Annotated in this window: 22 protein-coding genes; 6 read left to right on the plus strand and 16 right to left on the minus strand. The window is 30.1% G+C overall.

Going from position 1 to position 19,932, the window contains the following annotated elements; genetic code table 11:
- Positions 1-28: 28 nt before the first annotated feature.
- The 3 genes from hslO to K5V21_RS05460 all read right to left on the minus strand — a co-directional run bounded on the left by hslO (position 29) and on the right by K5V21_RS05460 (position 2,009).
- A complete protein-coding gene (hslO, locus tag K5V21_RS05450) occupies positions 29-910 on the minus strand; it encodes an Hsp33 family molecular chaperone HslO (RefSeq protein WP_221859783.1) in 882 nt (293 codons plus the stop codon).
- A 3-nt stretch (positions 911-913) separates the two neighbouring features.
- The gene (locus tag K5V21_RS05455; RefSeq protein WP_221859785.1) at positions 914-1,660 is read right to left on the minus strand and encodes a class I SAM-dependent DNA methyltransferase; all 747 of its coding nucleotides are present in this window, start codon (positions 1,658-1,660) and stop codon (positions 914-916) included.
- Positions 1,661-1,757: 97 nt separating this feature from the next.
- Entirely contained in the window at positions 1,758-2,009 is a 252-nt protein-coding gene (locus K5V21_RS05460; protein ID WP_204594254.1) for a small, acid-soluble spore protein, alpha/beta type, read from the minus strand.
- A gap of 208 nt (positions 2,010-2,217) precedes the next feature.
- Between K5V21_RS05460 and K5V21_RS05465 the strand changes: the two genes are divergently transcribed.
- From K5V21_RS05465 to dapB, 3 genes are read left to right on the plus strand one after another with little or no spacing between them, the layout of a single operon-like run.
- Entirely contained in the window at positions 2,218-3,207 is a 990-nt protein-coding gene (locus tag K5V21_RS05465; protein ID WP_221859788.1) for an aspartate-semialdehyde dehydrogenase, read from the plus strand.
- A gap of 19 nt (positions 3,208-3,226) precedes the next feature.
- Complete coding sequence (gene dapA, locus K5V21_RS05470) at positions 3,227-4,105, plus strand: 4-hydroxy-tetrahydrodipicolinate synthase (RefSeq protein ID WP_221859790.1); 879 nt, start codon at positions 3,227-3,229, stop codon at positions 4,103-4,105.
- A gap of 17 nt (positions 4,106-4,122) precedes the next feature.
- Positions 4,123-4,878, plus strand: a complete 756-nt coding sequence (gene dapB, locus K5V21_RS05475) for a 4-hydroxy-tetrahydrodipicolinate reductase (RefSeq protein ID WP_221859793.1) — start codon at positions 4,123-4,125, stop codon at positions 4,876-4,878.
- Between the two features lie 38 nt (positions 4,879-4,916).
- Here dapB and K5V21_RS05480 read toward each other — a convergent pair whose 3' ends face one another.
- The 9 genes from K5V21_RS05480 to K5V21_RS05520 all read right to left on the minus strand — a co-directional run bounded on the left by K5V21_RS05480 (position 4,917) and on the right by K5V21_RS05520 (position 13,855).
- Positions 4,917-5,411 carry a GNAT family N-acetyltransferase gene (locus K5V21_RS05480; protein ID WP_221859795.1) on the minus strand — a complete coding sequence of 165 codons (495 nt, stop codon included), beginning with the start codon at positions 5,409-5,411 and terminating at the stop codon, positions 4,917-4,919.
- 102 nt (positions 5,412-5,513) lie between these two features.
- Positions 5,514-7,007, minus strand: a complete 1,494-nt coding sequence (locus tag K5V21_RS05485) for a peptide ABC transporter substrate-binding protein (protein ID WP_221860182.1) — start codon at positions 7,005-7,007, stop codon at positions 5,514-5,516.
- The gene (locus K5V21_RS05490) at positions 6,982-7,701 is read right to left on the minus strand and encodes a peptide ABC transporter substrate-binding protein (RefSeq protein ID WP_221859797.1); all 720 of its coding nucleotides are present in this window, start codon (positions 7,699-7,701) and stop codon (positions 6,982-6,984) included. Before K5V21_RS05490 ends, K5V21_RS05485 begins: the two co-directional genes overlap by 26 nt.
- 51 nt (positions 7,702-7,752) lie before the next feature.
- Positions 7,753-8,739, minus strand: a complete 987-nt coding sequence (locus tag K5V21_RS05495; RefSeq protein WP_221859799.1) for an ABC transporter ATP-binding protein — start codon at positions 8,737-8,739, stop codon at positions 7,753-7,755.
- 1 nt (position 8,740) lies between these two features.
- Entirely contained in the window at positions 8,741-9,748 is a 1,008-nt protein-coding gene (locus tag K5V21_RS05500; RefSeq protein ID WP_221859801.1) for an ABC transporter ATP-binding protein, read from the minus strand.
- A gap of 15 nt (positions 9,749-9,763) precedes the next feature.
- Positions 9,764-10,705, minus strand: coding sequence for an ABC transporter permease (locus K5V21_RS05505; protein ID WP_204594262.1), 942 nt, complete (start codon positions 10,703-10,705; stop codon positions 9,764-9,766).
- 13 nt (positions 10,706-10,718) lie between these two features.
- A complete protein-coding gene (locus K5V21_RS05510; protein ID WP_221859803.1) occupies positions 10,719-11,645 on the minus strand; it encodes an ABC transporter permease in 927 nt (308 codons plus the stop codon).
- Between the two features lie 540 nt (positions 11,646-12,185).
- Positions 12,186-13,319 (minus strand): pyridoxal phosphate-dependent aminotransferase, encoded by a 1,134-nt coding sequence (locus K5V21_RS05515; RefSeq protein ID WP_221860184.1) that lies wholly within the window; start codon positions 13,317-13,319, stop codon positions 12,186-12,188.
- A complete protein-coding gene (locus K5V21_RS05520) occupies positions 13,319-13,855 on the minus strand; it encodes a cob(I)yrinic acid a,c-diamide adenosyltransferase (RefSeq protein ID WP_245000651.1) in 537 nt (178 codons plus the stop codon). Before K5V21_RS05520 ends, K5V21_RS05515 begins: the two co-directional genes overlap by 1 nt.
- 150 nt (positions 13,856-14,005) lie before the next feature.
- Here K5V21_RS05520 and dapD point away from each other — a divergent pair, with 150 nt between their 5' ends.
- Complete coding sequence (gene dapD / locus K5V21_RS05525; RefSeq protein WP_221859808.1) at positions 14,006-14,716, plus strand: 2,3,4,5-tetrahydropyridine-2,6-dicarboxylate N-acetyltransferase; 711 nt, start codon at positions 14,006-14,008, stop codon at positions 14,714-14,716.
- Between the two features lie 55 nt (positions 14,717-14,771).
- Here dapD and K5V21_RS05530 read toward each other — a convergent pair whose 3' ends face one another.
- Positions 14,772-15,425 carry a single-stranded DNA-binding protein gene (locus K5V21_RS05530; RefSeq protein ID WP_204594266.1) on the minus strand — a complete coding sequence of 218 codons (654 nt, stop codon included), beginning with the start codon at positions 15,423-15,425 and terminating at the stop codon, positions 14,772-14,774.
- A 108-nt stretch (positions 15,426-15,533) separates the two neighbouring features.
- A complete protein-coding gene (locus tag K5V21_RS05535; RefSeq protein ID WP_245000652.1) occupies positions 15,534-16,307 on the minus strand; it encodes a polysaccharide deacetylase family protein in 774 nt (257 codons plus the stop codon).
- 125 nt (positions 16,308-16,432) lie between these two features.
- Between K5V21_RS05535 and K5V21_RS05540 the strand changes: the two genes are divergently transcribed.
- The gene (locus tag K5V21_RS05540) at positions 16,433-16,969 is read left to right on the plus strand and encodes a DUF4364 family protein (RefSeq protein WP_221859810.1); all 537 of its coding nucleotides are present in this window, start codon (positions 16,433-16,435) and stop codon (positions 16,967-16,969) included.
- Here K5V21_RS05540 and K5V21_RS05545 read toward each other — a convergent pair.
- Positions 16,941-17,843 carry a YncE family protein gene (locus K5V21_RS05545; RefSeq protein ID WP_221859812.1) on the minus strand — a complete coding sequence of 301 codons (903 nt, stop codon included), beginning with the start codon at positions 17,841-17,843 and terminating at the stop codon, positions 16,941-16,943. The two genes, K5V21_RS05540 and K5V21_RS05545, sit on opposite strands and share 29 nt — an antisense overlap.
- Before the next feature lie 131 nt (positions 17,844-17,974).
- On the opposite strand from K5V21_RS05545, the gene K5V21_RS05550 reads away from it, so the two are divergent.
- Positions 17,975-18,220 carry a TIGR03905 family TSCPD domain-containing protein gene (locus tag K5V21_RS05550; protein WP_221859814.1) on the plus strand — a complete coding sequence of 82 codons (246 nt, stop codon included), beginning with the start codon at positions 17,975-17,977 and terminating at the stop codon, positions 18,218-18,220.
- 300 nt (positions 18,221-18,520) lie between these two features.
- Here the strand turns inward: K5V21_RS05550 and K5V21_RS05555 are convergent, their stop codons facing one another.
- Positions 18,521-19,924, minus strand: a complete 1,404-nt coding sequence (locus tag K5V21_RS05555; protein WP_221859816.1) for a glutamate decarboxylase — start codon at positions 19,922-19,924, stop codon at positions 18,521-18,523.
- Positions 19,925-19,932 lie beyond the last annotated feature (8 nt).

Raw genomic sequence — 19,932 nt, forward strand, 5'->3', positions numbered from 1 at the left:
TTGATTAGCTCTCATCTTTTTATCTTTTTTATTTACACTTTTCTAATAACTCACCGATTTCGTCATGAGTTACTTTATATTTCCTATTACAGAAATGACATACTATCTCTTCGTCTTTTCCATCATCATAGATATTCCTTAATTCTTCTTCACCAATACTTATTAATGCCTTCTCTATTCTTTCCTTTGAACAATCACATTTATATTGTGGTTCAATGTTATCTAATATTCTAGGTTCCATATCTTCAAACACTTCTTCAATGATTTGTTCTATAGTCATACCTTCATCAATAAGTGTTGTTATTGACTTCATTTCTTGAAGTCTATATGTTATTATATCGGCTAATAATTCATCTGCATCTGGCATCATTTGAATTATAAATCCTCCTGCAGCTTTTATTGAAAGATCTTTATCAACTAAAACACCAAGTGATACTGCTGACGGAGTTTGTTCTGATACAGTAAAGTAATACGCTAAATCCTCTGCTATTTCTCCCGTATATATAGGAACCTGTCCTACATATGGATCTTTTAATCCCATATCTTTTATTACATAAAGTAATCCATTAATTCCAACCGCTCCACTTACATCAAGCTTTCCATTTTCTTTTAGTGGTAAATCTACGCTTGAATTTCCTATAAATCCTTTAACTGATCCATCTGAATGTCCAGTTACTGTAACTCCTCTAAGTTCTCCACCGCCATCAATCTTTAATGTTATAGCTTCTTTATCTGACTTTAACTGAACTCCCATAAGTGAGCATGCAGTTAACATTCTTCCAAGTGCTGCTGATGCAACTGGCGTACATTCATGTAATGAAGTTCCTTCATTAACTAAATTTGTAGTGATACCTCCTATAAATCTAACCATTCCATTTTTAGCAGTACCTCTAATAATTTTATCCTTCATAAGTTATCCCTCCATCTCTTTTTTAACTACATATAATATTCTCTCTGAAGAATCTAGTACTTTATTTTCTGAATACCCTTCATATTTTCCTAATATACATAGTCCACATTCTTTTAGTATTCTTTCTATATCTTCCTCTTTATATGCTCTTTCAAAATGTTCCTCTTCAAATCTTTCATAAAGATCACCATCTTTAATGAAGAAAGTTAAAAACATATTTGTTATTTCATCTTCAAATGTATTTTCCCATGAATAAAATACATCCTCAGAATTATAAGTGTATATATTATTACCTAATATATTAGATAATTTATAATAAGAATTTATATCAAATATAAATATCCCATCATCCTTTAAATGATTAACTACTCCATTAAAATAGTTTCTAAGGTCTTCTTCTTCTAATATATAATTAGTAGAATCTAGTACGCAAGTTATTAAATCAAATTTATGATTCAATGTAAGTTCCGTCATATCCTGACATACTATTCTACTCTTAATTCTTTCTTTTTTAAATTTTTCAAAGGCTTCTCTTAACATGTCCTCTGAAAGATCTACTGCAAATGAGTTTTTAAAATCTTTAGCTACTCTAATAGAAACATTACCTGTTCCACAAGCTAAATCTAAATAATCTATCTTTTCTATATTATATTCATTTGATATATCTCTAACTCTTTGTGCTATTTCATCGTAGTTTATATCTTCGTTTATTAATTCATCATATATTTTAGCAAATTCACCATATGCCATAAAACTCCCCCATTCGCTTTATAAAAACACTACCATTTATATTATAATTAATTCTAGTTTTAGTCAAACTAATTACTTACAAATTTATTATTATTAATTATTTTCTTCCTAATATCTCATCATTTGTTGGTATATGAAGCTTTTTTTTCCTACTTGTCATTATACCACCTATTCGCCCTGTTTCTTCAGCAGTAAGTGCAGACCAACCACCTTCATCAACCTTATCTCTAAGACCTAATTCTTCTGCAATTTCATATTTTATTTTTTCTCTTAATTTTTCTGCATCTGTAAGCTCTTTGTTTGATTTTAATTTAGATTTTATAATTTTTTTTAAAGGTGTTTTACTCATATCATTCACTCCCATCTTTATTTTTTATTTTATCCATAAAAAAATAAAAAATGTATTATTCTATTAAGGAACTAATATAATTATGTGAAAAGTTTTTTAACACTCTATTTTTTCTTGCTATTTTTTTCATAACTCTTGATATTTCTTTAATAAATCCTTATAGTTATTGTATAAATACAATTATAGAAAAAGTATTGGAGGGATTAATTTGTATAACATTGCAATAGTTGGGGCTACTGGTAATGTAGGCAGAAAAATATTAAGTATATTAGAAGAAAGAAATTTTCCTATAAAAAATCTTTATCTTTTTGCTTCTAAAAGATCAGCAGGTAAAAAAATAAATTTTAAAGGAGTAGAATACGTAGTAGAAGAAACATGCGAAGAAAACATAAAATCTAAAGATTTAGATTTTGCGTTATTTTCAGCAGGTGGAGATACAAGTTTAGAATTCGCTCCTATTTTTGCCAAAAATGGTGCTGTAGTTATAGATAACAGTAGTGCTTGGAGAATGGATCCTAAGGTTCCTTTAGTTGTTCCTGAAGTAAATCCTGAGGATATAAAATGGAATAATGGAATTATAGCTAACCCAAACTGTTCTACAATCCAAGCTATGCCTGTATTAAAAGCTATACATGATAAATATGGTTTAAAGAGAGTTGTATATTCTACTTATCAGGCCGTATCTGGTGCAGGAATGCAGGCAATACAGGATTTAGAAGATGGAATGAAGGGAATAGCACCTAAAAAATTCCCTAAACCAATAGTAGGTAATGTATTACCTCATATAGATGTATTCCTAGAAAATGGATACACTAAAGAAGAAATGAAAATGATAAATGAAACTAGAAAAATTCTTCATCTTGATGATTTAAAAGTAACTGCTACTACTGTAAGAGTTCCTGTATTAAATTCACATAGTGAAAGTATTAATGTAGAACTTTTAAATTCATTTGAGCTTGAAGATGTAGTTAAAGTTTTAGAAGCTGCACCAGGAGTTGTAGTTTATGATGATGTAGACAACCTTAAGTATCCTACTCCTCTTGAAGCATCAGATAAAGATGATGTTTTTGTTGGAAGAATAAGAAGAGATTTTAGTATCGATAATGGATTAAACCTTTGGGTTGTTGCTGACAATATTAGAAAAGGTGCTGCATTAAATGCTGTCCAAATTGCTGAATTAATGATTAAGGGCAAATAAGAATTGGAGGAATTTTAATATGACAATTTTTGAAGGTTCAGGTGTTGCTATAGTTACACCTTTCACAGAAAACGGAGTTGACTATAATAAATTAAAAGAACTTCTAGAATGGCATGTAAAAGAGGGAACAGATTCTATAGTTATTTGTGGAACAACAGGCGAAGCCACTACAATGTCTTTAGATGAAAAGAAAGAAGTAATAAAATTCACAGTTGATGTTATAAATGGTAGAATACCAGTAATTGCTGGTACTGGTTCAAATAACACTAAAGCTTCAATAGATATGAGTAAATACGCAGAAAGTATTGGTGCTTCAGCTGTTCTTGTAATTACTCCATACTATAACAAAACAAATCATAAGGGCTTATTAAAGCACTTTGAAGCTATAAACGATGCTATAAATATACCAATAATTCTATATAACGTTCCAAGTAGAACTGGTATGAATATTACACCATCTACTTTAAAAGAACTTTCAGCACTTAAAAATGTTGTTGCCATTAAAGAAGCTAGTGGAGATTTAAGCCAAGTAGCAAAAATGAAAGCTTTATGCGGAGACTCTATAGATATCTATTCAGGTAATGATGATCAAATCATACCTATTATGTCTCTTGGAGGTATCGGTGTTATATCTGTTCTTGCAAATGTAATACCAAAAGAAGTTCATAACATGACAAGAATGTATTTAGACGGAAAATGTCATGAAGCTTCAAAGATTCAAATAGATACTTTAGAGCTTGCAAATTCATTATTCTTAGAAACTAATCCTATACCAGTTAAGACTGCTCTTAACTTAATGGGATTAAATGTAGGTCCTTTAAGACTTCCATTATATGAAATGGATGAAACTCTAAAAAACAGTCTTGAAGATACATTAAAAAAATATAAATTAATGTAATTTAAGGAGATACTTATATGATTAAAGTAATATTAAATGGTTGCTCAGGTAAAATGGGAACTGTTATAACAAATATATCAAAAGATTTTAATGATCTTGAAATAGTTGCTGGTATAGATAGATTCCCTAAAAAGGATTTACCATATAAAGTGTTTGAAAAACCTATGGATGTAAATATAGAGTATGATGTACTACTTGATTTTTCTAGAGCTGATGCTTTAAAGGGTTTATTAGAATTAACAGAAAAGACTAAAAAACCTCTTGTAATATGCTCAACTGGTTTTTCAGATGAAGATTTAAAGCTTATAGATGAAAAGAGCAAAACTCTTCCTCTATTTAGATCTGCAAACATGTCACTTGGAATTAATTTAATAAATTCATTATTAAAGAAGGTAGCACCTCTTCTATATGGAAATTATGATATAGAAATTATAGAAAAGCATCATAATCAAAAAGTAGACGCTCCAAGTGGAACTGCTCTTCTTTTAGCTGATACTATAAGGGATTCTTTAAAAGAAGAAACTAAATATGTATATGGCAGAGAAGGTTCACACAAACGTGAAAAAGAAGAAATAGGAATTCATGCAGTTCGTGGCGGATCAATCGTTGGTGATCATGATGTAATATTTGCAGGTACTGGTGAAGTTATTGAATTAACTCATAAAGCAATATCAAGAGAAGTATTTGCAGTAGGAGCATTAAAAGCATGTGAATATATGGGTAAGATTGCTAAACCTGGACTATATAATATGGATGACGTGATTGGATTATAAATATATTAAAAGATGGTAGAATTTTTCTACCATCTTTTTTAATTTAATATTTTTCCCATATAATATTCATCTAGATATACTCCATCTTTAAAAAAAGCTTTCATTTTTATTCCCTCTATTTTAAATCCCATATTCTTATATAATTTAACTCCTGCTTTATTATTACATATAACTGTAAGTTCAAGTCTAACTATCTCATTTTCTCTTGCCCATATAAATAATTCTCTAAATAATTTAGTACCTATACCCTTTCCTCTAAATCCGGATCTTATACCAATAACATTATAAGCTGTATGCCTTATTCTTTTATATTGCCCTCTAAAACAAGTTAAATATCCAATAAGTTTTCCATCCACTACCGCACCTATTGCAACCCCTTCACTTTCTGGCGAAGATAAAATATTTTCTACCTGCTTTTCCGTTATATTTCTTTCCCCTTCTTCAAATAGCATAAACTCACTTTCATGGTCTAAAGCATAAAATAGATTGTATAGTTCTCTAGTATATCTTTTATCTAATCTTATAATTCTCATATAACTCTCCCCCATCTCCCATATATATTTTAATAATATATATATAATGATTTATGCAATAAAAAGCTAAAGAAGATATCTTCTTTAGCTTTTTATTTTTAATTAATGTGCTTCTATATATGCTTTATCAAAGTAAACTTGACCAAGAGTTGAAGCTCTAAATCCTTTAACATATGATTGTACACCATATACTTTAGTATAATCATATATAGGCATAATTGGCATTTCTTCTAATAAAATTTCTTCCGCCTTCTTCATGTATTCAAATCTCTTCTTATTATCTGATTCTATTTTAGCTTTCTTAATTAGCTCATCATACTCCTTATTTGAGAAGTGAGCATCATTGTTACCCCAGCTATTTTTATCATCTGCATTTCCGCTTACCCACATGTCTAAGAATGTCATAGGGTCTGTATAGTCAGCTGACCAACCATGTCTAGCTATTTGATAATCACCATTTTGTCTTGTATTTAAGAATACTGCCCATTCTTGATTTGTAAGTTTAACATTAACGCCAATAGCTTTCCAGTTTTGTTCAATAACTTCCATTATAGCCTTATGTCCACCTTCTGAATTATACATTAATTCTAATTGTGGAAGTCCTTTTCCATCTTCATATCCAGCTTCCTTTAATAATTTTTTAGCTTCTGCAATATTATCTTCAAGCTTTAAAGGGTCGAATTTATTATTTTTAAATTCTTTTCCATCCGGATCTTTAACACCTGATGGAACAAAGCTAGCAGATGGTACTTGTTCTGCTTTAGTTACATCTTTAACTATTGTTTCTCTATCTATTGCTAATGAAAGCGCTTGTCTTACCTTCTTATTACCAAGGGCTTTTTGAACTTCTTTATCTAATTTATCTGAATTATTTCCTACATTAGCACATACAAAATATGTTCCTAAGTTAGGGAATACTTGTACAAGTCCCTTTTCTTTTCCATCTTCAATTCTTTCAACTGGAACATTTGAAATCATATCAAAATTCCCTGATTCTAATGATGCATAAGAACTTGTTTCATCAGTAGCCATCTTATAAACTAATTGTTCAAGCTTTATATCATCCTTATTCCAATAATTTTCATTCTTTTCAAAAGTATAAGAATCCTTCATTTGATAATCTGTTAATTTGAATGGTCCATTTGAAATATAAGTTTCTGGTTTAAGACTCCACTTATCTCCATTTGCTTCAACTACATCCTTTCTAACAGGCATATAAGTTGGGAATGCCATAAGTTCTATAAAATATGGAGTTGGAGCATTTAATGTAACCTCTAAAGTCTTATCATCAACAACTTTAATTCCTAAATCTTTCTCTTCAGCTTTTCCATTATAATATTCCTCTGCATTCTTTATATACCAGAATTGATATACATACTCTGCTGCTGTCTTTTTATTTAATACTCTTTTCCAAGCATACTCAAAATCTTTTGCAGTTACAGGCTGTCCATCTGACCATTTAGCATCATCTCTCAATGTAAATGTGTAAGTTAACCCATCATCAGATATCTTCCACTCTTTTGCTACTCCAGGAATTGCTTTATCATTTTCATCAAGTCTAACTAGACCTTCAAAAGCATTTCCAATAATTTTCATTCTTTTCAAAAGTATAAGAATCCTTCATTTGATAATCTGTTAATTTGAATGGTCCATTTGAAATATAAGTTTCTGGTTTAAGACTCCACTTATCTCCATTTGCTTCAACTACATCCTTTCTAACAGGCATATAAGTTGGGAATGCCATAAGTTCTATAAAATATGGAGTTGGAGCATTTAATGTAACCTCTAAAGTCTTATCATCAACAACTTTAATTCCTAAATCTTTCTCTTCAGCTTTTCCATTATAATATTCCTCTGCATTCTTTATATACCAGAATTGATATACATACTCTGCTGCTGTCTTTTTATTTAATACTCTTTTCCAAGCATACTCAAAATCTTTTGCAGTTACAGGCTGTCCATCTGACCATTTAGCATCATCTCTCAATGTAAATGTGTAAGTTAACCCATCATCAGATATCTTCCACTCTTTTGCTACTCCAGGAATTGCTTTATCATTTTCATCAAGTCTAACTAGACCTTCAAAAGCATTTCCAATAACTGTTGATCCATCAACTGCTGTATTAAGAGCTGGATCTATAGTTTCTACAACGGCCCCAATATTATACGTAAGTTTTTGCTCTGCTGAAGATCCACCTTTATCTGATCCCCCACACCCAACGAAAACTGATGCACTTAGTGAAATTGCTAATGCAACAGCACAAAGTTTTTTAATTTTACTTAATTTCATTTTTTATCCCCCTTTTATATAGTTATAATAAATTATCAGTTTGATAATGAATTATTCTTCATTGAATAAATGACAAGCTACAAAATGATCCTTTTCAATTTCCCTTAGTATAGGATCTTCATTACTACAAATATCCTTAGAATATTTGCATCTACCTTTAAATCTACATCCAGGTTCTGGATCTATAGGAGATGGAATATCTCCATCTAAAACTATTCTTTTATTTGCTTTTGCTATATCTGGATCTGGTATAGGAACTGCTGATAAAAGTGCTTTAGTATATGGATGTTTTGGGTTTAAATAAACATCATCACTAGGTCCTTTTTCAACCATTTGTCCTAAATACATTACCCCAATATGTGTTGATATGTGCTTAACCATTGATAAATCATGCGCTATAAAAAGATAAGTTAATCCAAGTTCCTCTTGTAGATCCTCTAACATATTAATTACCTGTGCTTGGATTGAAACATCAAGAGCAGAAATTGGTTCATCACAAACTATAAAATCTGGTTCAACTGCAAGGGCTCTTGCTATTCCAATTCTTTGTCTTTGACCTCCTGAAAATTCATGTGCATATCTATTTATATGACTTCCATTTAATCCAACTTTATCAAGCAAATATCTTATTCTATTTTCTCTCTCCTCGCCTTTATATAATCCGTGAATATCTATTGCTTCCCCAATAATATCGCCAACAGTCATTCTTGGATTTAAAGATGCATATGGATCTTGAAATATCATTTGCATCTTCCTTCTTAAAGGAATCATTTCCTTTTCAGATTTTCCTGTTATATCTTCACCATTAAAAATTATATTTCCACTAGTTGGCTCATATAATTTTAATATAGTTCTACCAGTTGTAGTTTTACCACACCCTGATTCTCCAACAAGACCTAAAGTTTCTCCTTTTTTTATACTAAAAGAAACATTGTCAACAGCCTTTACATAACTCTTCTTTTCAAATATCCCTTTTTTAACTGGGAAGTACTTGCAAAGATTATTAACTTCTAAAATTACATCTTTATGTTTTTCCATATTAGCCTTCCCTCCCTATAGATGTTTTAACCTCTGGCGCATTTTCATGACATAGCCAACAAGCAGCTTCATGTCCATTGTCAACCTTAAATAATGGTGGCTGATTTTCCATACATATTTTCATTGTATAATCACACCTATCAGCAAAAGGACATCCAGTAGGTGGTTTTAAAAGATCTGGTGGCTGACCATCTATTGGTATAAGTTTCTCTTTAAGTTCACTAAGTGGATTTGGAACACTTCTAAGCAATCCCCAAGTATAAGGATGTTTTCCTCTATAGAAAATATCTTCTGCAGTTCCAGACTCCACAATTATTCCGCCATACATAACATTTATTCTTGAACAAAGATCTGCTACAACACCAAGATCATGAGTTATTAGTATAATTGATGTGTTTAGCTTTTCTTTTAAGCTTTTCATAAGATCAAGTATTTGCGCTTGAATTGTAACATCAAGTGCTGTTGTTGGCTCGTCTGCAATAATTAAATTTGGTTCACAAATTAAACTTATAGCTATCATAGCTCTTTGTCTCATACCACCTGAAAATTCATGTGGATATTGCTTCATTCTACTTTCAGGACTTGGTATTCCAACTAAATCTAACATCTCTATTCCTTTTTTCCAAGCTTCTTTTTTAGAAATTCCCTTATGCTTCATAAGATGTTCTGTTAATTGGTTACCTATTGTATATAATGGATTTAAAGATGTCATAGGATCTTGGAATATCATTCCCATTTTTTCTCCTCTTATCTTCTCCATTTCTCTTTCTCCATAATTACTTATGTCATTTCCATCAAATATTATTTCATCACTTTGTATATTTGCATTTTCTGATAGTAATTTCATTATTGACATCATTGTAACGGATTTTCCGCATCCTGATTCACCAACAATTCCAAGTGCTTCTCCTTTATCTACATAAAACGAAACTCCTCTTACTGCCTGTACATCACCTAAATGTGTATCAAAGGAGGTTCTTAAATTTTTCACTTCTAATAATTTACTCATACTTTTAAACTCCCCCTATCTTTGATGTTTAGGATCTAGTGCTTCTGTTAATCCATCACCTAGCATATTAAATGAAAGTATTATTAAACATATCATAACTGCTGGGAAAAATAACTGATATGGCTTTGTATATATTGCAGGCATTGCATCATTGCATAATGTACCTAATGAAGCAAGTGGTGCATTTAGTCCAAGCCCAATAAAACTTAAAAACGCTTCAGTAAATATAGCCTGCGGTATTAAAAGTGTCATTGTAACTATGATTGAACCCATACAGTTAGGTATTAAATGTCTAAATAAAATTCTTTTCTTTGATGCTCCTAATGTTTTAGCAGCAAGTACAAATTCTTGTTGTTTAAGTTGAAGTATATCTCCTCTTACTATTCTTGCCATTCCAACCCAATATGATATTGAAAGTGCTAATATAATACTTAGTATTCCAGTTTGATCAAATGCAGTATCCTTTAATACCGCCATAATTATTACAACATATATTGTTGTTGGAATTGAATATAAACAATCAACAACTCTCATCATAATATTATCAATTTTTCCACCAAAGAATCCTGATATACCACCATATATGACTCCAATAAATAAATTTATTACAGCGGCGGCTCCTCCAATAATTAATGAATATCTTGCACCCATCATAACTCTTACAAATAAATCTCTCCCAAGCTTATCTGTACCAAAAAAGTGTGTTCCATTAGGTCCTAAATCTTTTGATCCTGCTATTTGAGCATCATATGCAAAAGGTGATATTATTGGAACTATTATTGCAAGTAAAACTAATACTATTATTACTATCAACGAAACTAATGCTACTTTATTTGCTCTAAGTCTCCTCCAAGCATCACTCCAATATCCAACACTTGGTCTCACATTTTCTTCAAATTTTTTCTCCTCTTGTGATACAGGAGTAAACATACTTTTATCAAATCCCAAATTTTCCATACACTTTACCCCCTTAACCTTCTACATTATCAAGTTTTATTCTTGGGTCAATAACTACATATAAAATATCAACTAATAAATTACACACTACAATTAATGTACAGAAGAACACAACAACCCCAAGTAAAGCTGTATAATCTCTATTTGTAATTGTTGATACAAATTCATTACCAAGACCAGGTATTACAAATATTTTCTCAACAACAAATGATCCTGTAAGTATTGATGCAACTAATGGTCCAAGATACGTAACTACAGGTATAAGTGAATTTCTTAAAGCATGCTTGAAGATAACCACTCTACTATTTAATCCCTTAGCTTTAGCTGTTCTTATATAATCAGATTTTAAGACATCTATAAGCTTGCTTCTTGTAAGTCTAGTTATAAATGCCATAGAGCTTCCTGCAAGTGCTATTACAGGCATTATATAAGTCTCTGGTCCATTTAATCCAGCAGGTGGAAGTAATCCCCATTTAACTGTAAAGAAATATATTAATATAGCTCCTATTACAAAGCTCGGTACTGTTATTCCGAGAGTTGATATAAACATACATACCTTATCAGGCCACTTTCCAGATTTAAGTGCTGAAACTACCCCAAGTAATGTTCCAGCAATAAGAGAGAATATAATTGCCACTGCCCCAAGCTTTGCTGATTTAGGGAATGAATATGCTATAGTTTCATTTACGCTTCTTCCCCTATACTTTAATGATTCTCCCAAGTCTCCTTTTAATAAATTTTTCATATAAATTGCATATTGCTCACTTAATGGCTTGTCTAATCCATACTTTTCATTTAGTACCGCCTTCATTTCAGCTGTGATTTTCTCACCATCAAATGGCCCACCAGGCATTGCTCTTACCAGAAAGAATGTTAGCGTTACAACTACCCATATTGTTAAAATACTAGTAAAAACTCTTTTCCCTATGTACTTTAGCATTTTTAAAACCCCCTATTCATTTTTACATATATATACATTTGATATTTATTAATAATTATATTATATCTATGCCTTTTGTCAATTGATAATGTTAAGCTTGCAGCTTTCTTTTTATTAATATAATAATAAAATCTAGGTCATTTTTATCAATTTATCAAATATACCTTCCCTCATTTGAATACGTTTACCATACCTTATTTAGCCAATTGATGCAAGTTTTTTATTTAGACTTGCATTTTTTATACATATACTTTTTCCATAAATTTAATATTTTTAATTTTTTTTTAATATTTATTTAGCAATGAATATTCTCATACATTTTTCAGGTTTTGTACGTATTAGAAACACAATTTGAAGGTTTTTTTTATTAACATTTAATTTTAAAGGTAATCTCTACTAAATAAGGGGTTTTAAAAACCTTTTTTGAAATTTTTAAGTATTATACTTTCATTTTATTTTTATATCATTTCTACAAAAATAAAAAAAATATGGCGATCAATAAAATTAATCGTCATATTTTTGTTTGATTTTTATGAATTTTTATAAGTTTTTTATAAATTCTTCTATTTTATTTAATGCAAGTTCTAATTCCTCTATAGAATAGCAGTATGATATTCTTATAAAACCTTCTCCACCATCACCAAAAGCTGATCCTGGAACACAAGCAACTTTTTTCTCATTTAGAAGTCTTTCGCAAAATTCTTCAGAAGTTAAATTAAACTTCTTTATAGATGGAAAAACATAAAATGCTCCTCTAGGTTCACTAACATGGAATCCTATCTGTCTAAGTCTTCCAACAACATAATTCTTTCTATTTAAGAATTCATCCCTCATATATATAACATCATTCATAGAATATTTTAACCCTTCAATCATACCATATTGCACTATTGAAGTTGCACATGACACGCCATATTGATGAACCTTCATAATTTCTTTCATTATAGTATCATGACATGCTATATAACCGATTCTAAGACCTGTTGCAGAAAACATCTTTGAAAAGCCACTTATATATATTACCTTTTCCTTTATGCTACTCTCTTGTGCAACAGAATAATAATCATCATATATAATAGAAGCATATATTTCATCTGTAATTACAACTATATCCTCACTTTTTATAAAGTCTATTAACTCATCTCTACCTTTCTTATCAAGAACTGCACCAGTTGGATTAGTCGGGAATGATAATACCAAGTATTTACATCCCTCTTTTTTAAACTTTTCTTTTATGTTATCTACATTTACAGTAAAGTCTTCATTTAATTTATAATTTATAATTTTTCCTCCAACTATATTTACAACACTTTCATATGCTGGATATGCCGGTGTTGGAATTAACACCTTATCTCCTTCATTTAATAATGCCATAAAGCAATCTAATATCGCTTCACTACCTCCAATTGTTATACATATTTCTTCTTCTGAATAATTTACACCTAATGTTCTTAAGTAATTTGAAATTTCAGACCTTAATTCTTTTACTCCTGCATTTTCAGTATAAACAGTTTTATTTTCATCAATTGCTTTTTTAATACCATTTTTTATAGCTATAGGTGTGTTAAAGTCCGGTTGCCCCAAAGTTAATGATATTGCGCCTTCAACTTTTCGCACTTTATTATAAAATTTTCTAATACCTGATATCTCTACAGCCATTACTCTATTGTTCATCAAAGCTCAACTCCTTTTCTAGCTGGTACTCCTTCTTTATAATAATGTTTTATTTCTTTCATTTCTGTAACAAGATTCGCTCTATCAACTATTTCTTTTGGAACATTCCTTCCTGTCATTATAAGCTCTACATTTTTCGGCTTTTTATCAATTAATTCTATAACTTCTTCTACTGATAAAAATTCATTTTTAAGAACTCCCATAACCTCATCTATTATAATCATATCGCATTTACAATTTTCTAAAATATCCATTATAAAATTGTATGCAACTTTAACTTCTTTTTTAACTTCTTCTTTCTCTTCTTCAGTAAGAGTCCAAACAAAACCTCTTCTCTTTTCAAATCTAAAGATCTCAAAATTTTCTCCAAGTTCATCTATAGTATTAAGTTCACCAGTCCTTCCACTTTTTAAGAATTGAACCATTATAACCTTAAGTCCATTACCATAAGCTCTAATTCCTTGACCTATAGCTGCAGTAGTTTTTCCCTTTCCATTTCCTGTATATATCTGAACAAAACCTTCATTTAGTTTCAAAGTGATCATCTCCTTTAGAAAATATTTTACATTAAAGTCAAGATACTAGCAAATTTTGTTCTTTTTTATAAGAAACTCTTTTATTCCTGAACTTTTTTTATTATAATTAATTTATTATTATTAAATAACAATGTTAGAGAGGATGATACTATGGAATACAATTTTACTGATCCATATGAAATAGCAAGATTCATAAAAGAATCAAAAAAATCAACACCAGTTAAAGTTTATGTAAATGGTGATTTAAGAGAAGCAAACTTAGAAGGAATAGAATGGTATGGAACTAATGGTTTCTACATATTAGTTGGTGAATCAGATTTAATCTTAAAGGTTGTTTTAGATAATAAACACTTAATAAAGCACTTTAAAATAGAAAATGATAGAAGAAATTCTGCAATCCCAATGCTTGATATTCTTGAAATAGAAGCTAGAATCGAGCCAGGCGCTATAATCCGCGATAGAGTATCTATAGGTAAAAACGCTGTAATAATGATGGGTGCCGTTATAAATATAGGCGCTGAAATAGGTGATGGAACTATGGTAGATATGAACGCCGTAATAGGCGCTCGTGGAAAACTTGGAAATAATGTTCACTTAGGTGCTGGAGCTGTTGTCGCAGGAGTTTTAGAGCCACCTAGCAAGTCACCATGTGAAATAGGTGATAATGCCTTAATTGGGGCTAATGCTGTAATACTTGAAGGTGTTAAAGTAGGAAAAGGTTCAGTTGTAGCTGCAGGTTCAGTTGTAACTGAAGATGTTCCAGATGGTGTTGTTGTTGCAGGCTCACCAGCAAAAATAATTAAATCAGTTGATGATAAGACTAAAGATAAAACTCAACTTCTTGATGATTTAAGAAAATAATATTAAATAAAAAGGTATTTGAATATTCAAATACCTTTTTAATATCTTTTATAATTTATACGGCACCTTCTTCGTGCTCATTTGTTTCATCTCTTTTAGATCTTTCCATTTTTGATATTGATACTTCATATGCAATTTTTTTAACTACTTCAGTTTCTGATACCTTCTTTTGATACTCCCTACTTTGTAATCTACCCCATACCTTAATGTTATCTCCAACTTCTAAAGTCTTGCAGAACCTTGAATTTCTTCCCCAAGCAATTGTTGGTATATAGTCTGACTTATTGTATGCTCTGTTTACTGCTAGTAAAACGTCTGCAATTTCTCTTCCAAATGGTGTTGTTCTATATACTGGCTCTTTGCATATATATCCATCTAAGAAAATTTCATTAGGATTTTTACTTCTCTCTATACAAGGTTCAATATTCCTCGCAAAAACAGTAAGTATTAATTTATTTGATCCTTCTATAAATTTATTATATGATCTTAACTGCCCTTCTACTATAACGTCCTTGCCTATACTGATATCAAACCCAGCTAATAATCTTTCTGAGATCGTAACATTCAATAAATCTACTGAATCGCTTAACCTCTGTACCTCAAGACCAAATGTATAAAACCCTTCTCCATACATTTCGTGACTATACTCTAATTCTGAAACTACCTTTCCTTCAAGATAAATTTTGTTGTTTAACATTAAATTATCCATTGTAACCCCTCTCTCCCTTTGTGATAAACTAATTTATATAAATTTAATGACCCCCACAAGTACATTTCCATTATAATACATAATTTATCCAATTTTCAATATAAATTATTATTTTTTATGTTGGACGCCATTTGAATCAATATAATAATCTTTTTTATAAATCATTTCTCCTACTTTTTTAAACTCATATCCTTCATCTTTAAGCTCTTTAATTATTCTATCTAAATTCTTCGGTGTGTACTTTGCATTGTTATGGAAAAGAGTAATGGAGCCTGGCTTTGCCTTTTTCCTAACCCTTTCATATTCCTGCTTTTCTCCATCTTGTCTCCAATCAACCGAGTCTGCATCCCATTGAATTGGAATATATCCAAGTTCTATAACTTTTTTTACAGCAGCATCATTATAGTCTCCACTTGGGAATCTAAATAATTTAGTTTCTTCTCCAGTAACTTTCTTTATGGTTTCTTCTGTCTTCTTTATCTCCTTTTCTATCTTGTCACCACTTATCTCTGAAAAATTTGGATGAATATAGCTATGATTACCTATTTCATGCCCCTTTTCCTGTATAAGCTTAAGTTTCTCCGCATTTTCTTCAGTACAATCTATCCATTTTCCCATCATAAAGAATGTTCCTTTTACATTATATTTGTCCATTATGTTTAATATGTCACTTAAGTAATCTTTTTCAGCCCAATTTATATCAAAAGTTAAAGCTATATTTTTTTCCTCAGTATTTATTGAATGAATAGGCAAACTCTTTTCCTTAGCAAATGCATCTAAAGATTTTCTATAGCCTTCATATACAAAAATCCCAGCTGATGCTAAAGCTACAAACAAAATAAGTGCAACTACAGATATACTCTTTCTTTTTTCTAAATTCAAAACAACTTCTCCTTATTTATTTTTAAAAATACATTCATTTATATTTTATTTAATTACACTATATTCATTCTTTTAGAATTTATGCTATAATTATTAATATATCTGAATAAAATGGAGGCTTAATTATGTACGAAGAGAGTTCATTAGAATTAGCAGAAAACAAGTTATTGCTTTTATATATCTTAAAAACTCTAAAACAGCCTATTTCTAATACACAACTCACTGAAATAGTGCTTGAAAATAGTTTTATAAATTATTTCACCCTACAACAATACGTAGCAGAACTTGATGAGTCAAAATTTATAGAGTATGCTGAAGTGATGGATAAAAAATTATTAAAATTAACAGATAAAGGTGATAGTGTGCTTTCCTTCTTTAAGGATAGGATATCTCCTTCAAAAATTTCCCTTGTTAATGAATATGTTAAGTCACATATAGATTTAATAAAAAAAGAACTAACAATACATAGTGACTACACAATAGGTTCTAACGATAGCTTTATTGTTGATATTAAAGCTTTAGAGGATGATTGTCCTTTAATGGAATTAAAATTACAAGTGCCAACAAAAAAACAAGCCACTTATCTTTGTAACAAGTGGCAAGAAAATCCTTCAGAAATATACAATCAGATTATCACTTTATTATTTGATGATTTGAATTAACCATAATCATTGCATTAGGTTCGTTCCCTATTGCGATGATTTTTCTTTTATTTTCATCATCACTTATTACATGCAATTTTCCATTTAGATAGTCACTAATAAATATTTCTTTTTTTCTTTTTATCACTCTATTTGGCATTCCACCTACATTTATATTTCTAACTACTTTTCCTTCTCTTATGTTTATTACACTTACACTTTCAGACCCAAAATTTGCAACATATAATTTTTCATCATCTTCAAATACATCTATAGGCATAGAGTCAACCTTTATTCTACTTATACATACTAAATTCTTCATTGAATAAATTCCAATAAAACCCTCCTTATCACTTCCTAAATAACTCTCACAAAGATAAAAATATTCACCATTTTTAGACATAATAATCTTAATAGGATATTCACCAACCTTTACCTTCTTATCTATATCTTTATTATCTAAATTGATTAAAGATACCGTATTCTCAAGTAAATTGGCAGATAAAAGTACTCTCCGCGTAGAATCTAGAACAATACTATCTGGAGAGTTTCCTGAAGGAACTTCAAATTCAATATTCTTATTTTCTATATTATAGAATATTATAGAATTTGTTTCATTGCATGCAACACAAGCATATTTTTCATAAAGCTTTACATCATTAGGGTGAGGTCCTATATATTCTCTATCTATCTCTTTTAGACTTGCCAAATCTAAAAATGATAAACTGTTGTCATAACTATTTGCTACGACTCCTAATTCTCCTCTTACCTCTATACTCCTAGGACCTATAGGCCTTCCATTTGAACTTAAGCTTATATTTTCTATACTTAAGCTCGCCTCATCTATTCTCCTTATACAATCATCACAAGTATTACAAATATAAATATTGTTCATAAGTAACGCCTCCTAAGGAATACCTATCTTTATATAATATGACTCCATTTGACTTTAGCGACAAAATATACTTTATTTCTTGTAAATTTCACAGTATAATTAATTTATATTTTTTTATTTAGGAGGCGTTTATGTATACATATAAAACAAGTGGTGTGTGCTCAACTGAAATACATGTTGATGTAGAAAATAATATTATAAAATCAGTAGAATTTATCAGAGGTTGTCCTGGAAATTTATTTGGTATCTCAAGTCTAGTAAAAGGAATGAACATTGATGAAGCTATATCAAAACTTGAAGGAATTAAATGCAAAGATAAATCTACATCATGTCCTGATCAGTTAGCAAATGCTTTAAAAGAAATTAAAAATATGTAATAAAAAATTCCTAGCATTTATAGTTAAAACCTATAGCTACTAGGAATTTTTCTGTTTTATTTTTCATTACATGAAAAAATTCAAAATGCCCTCTCTAGCTAATTTAATCATTAAACAAATTAAGTAAAGAGCTAGTATGTATAATCCCAGATACTTAGCATTTGTAAAAACAATTAATACCATATGCTAAACTAAATAAAGTATTATTTAATCAATAATACAAAAACTGTTACTAAAACAACTTTATTAGTTGCCTTAATAACAGCCCTGTATTTTAAAAGTAATTTAAACTATATATTATTAATGTGTAAAACCATATGCACCTTTATTTGTTTCATTTTTTTGTAAAACACGTGCATTATTAAGAGCCTTTATACCAGACTTAATATCATTTACTAACTGTTCAGCCATTGCATGACCTAAGTCAGCACGACATACAATACGTTGGATTCTTACATCTTGTAAGTTTTCTGGTAATGGATAAGCAGGTACTTGCCATCCTTTCATCAATAATCTATCTGCTAGATCATCTAATGTCCATTCTACATTAGCATCTTCTTTTAATTTATAACAAACTATTGGTAAGTTTGATCCATCATTGTATATTTCAAATAATCCCATGTCCTTGATTTCTTTTGCTAAATACATTGCAACATCTTTTGTTTTTTGATGTATTTGTTTGTATCCTTCGAAACCATATCTTAAGAAGTTGTAGTATTGTCCTATTATTTGACTTGCACTTCTTGAGAAGTTTATAGCCATTGTTGGCATCTTTCCTCCTAAGTAGCTTACTTCAAATATCAATTCTTTAGGTAAGAATTGTTCATCCTTCCACATTACCCAACCGATACCTGGATAAACTAGTCCGTATTTATGACCTGAAGTACTTATTGATACAACATTCTTTAACCTAAAATCCCATTCAAGATCTGGTTCTATAAATGGTGCAAACAATCCACCTGAAGCAGCATCAACATGAATTGGTACTGATAACTTAGCAGTCTTATTATATTCTTCAATAACATCATTTAACTTCTTAATATCATCAAATTTACCTGTATAAGTTATACCAAGTATTCCAACTATACCAATTGTATAATCATCAACATAATCCATTACTTTATCAATGTCTAAGCTCATATGCTTTTCATCCATTGGAACTAATCTCATTTCTATATCCCAGTATACACAAAACTTTTCCCAACATACTTGGAATCCTGATGATATTACTAAGTTTGGCTTCTTATTATTTACGTCCATACCAAGTTTCTTAGCTCTATTTCTCCATCTAAACTTCATAGCCATACCAGCTAACATACATGCTTCTGATGATCCAACTGTTGAAGTACCTATAAACTTCATATCCTTTGGAGCATTCCATAAATCAGCGATTATATTTACACAACGATTTTCAAGTTCTGTTGTTTGAGGATATTCTGACTTATCAATAGCGTTCTTTTCTAATGTTTCAGCCATTAATTTTGTAGCTTCATCCTCCATATAAGTTTGACAGAATGTAGCTAAGTTTAATCTTGCATTACCCTCATCCATTAATTCATCTTTAACTAATCTATATGCAACTCTTGGCTCTACAGATTTCTTTCTAATTGAATATCTTGGAATATCCATATTCTCTTCCTCAGTACCAAATATTGGCGTACTATAAACATCCTTTAATTTTTTATCATCTCTACCAAATAACATAAAAATAC

Origin of the sequence: Clostridium sardiniense, from assembly GCF_019753795.1 — a bacterium.
Lineage (GTDB): Bacteria > Bacillota > Clostridia > Clostridiales > Clostridiaceae > Clostridium > Clostridium sardiniense.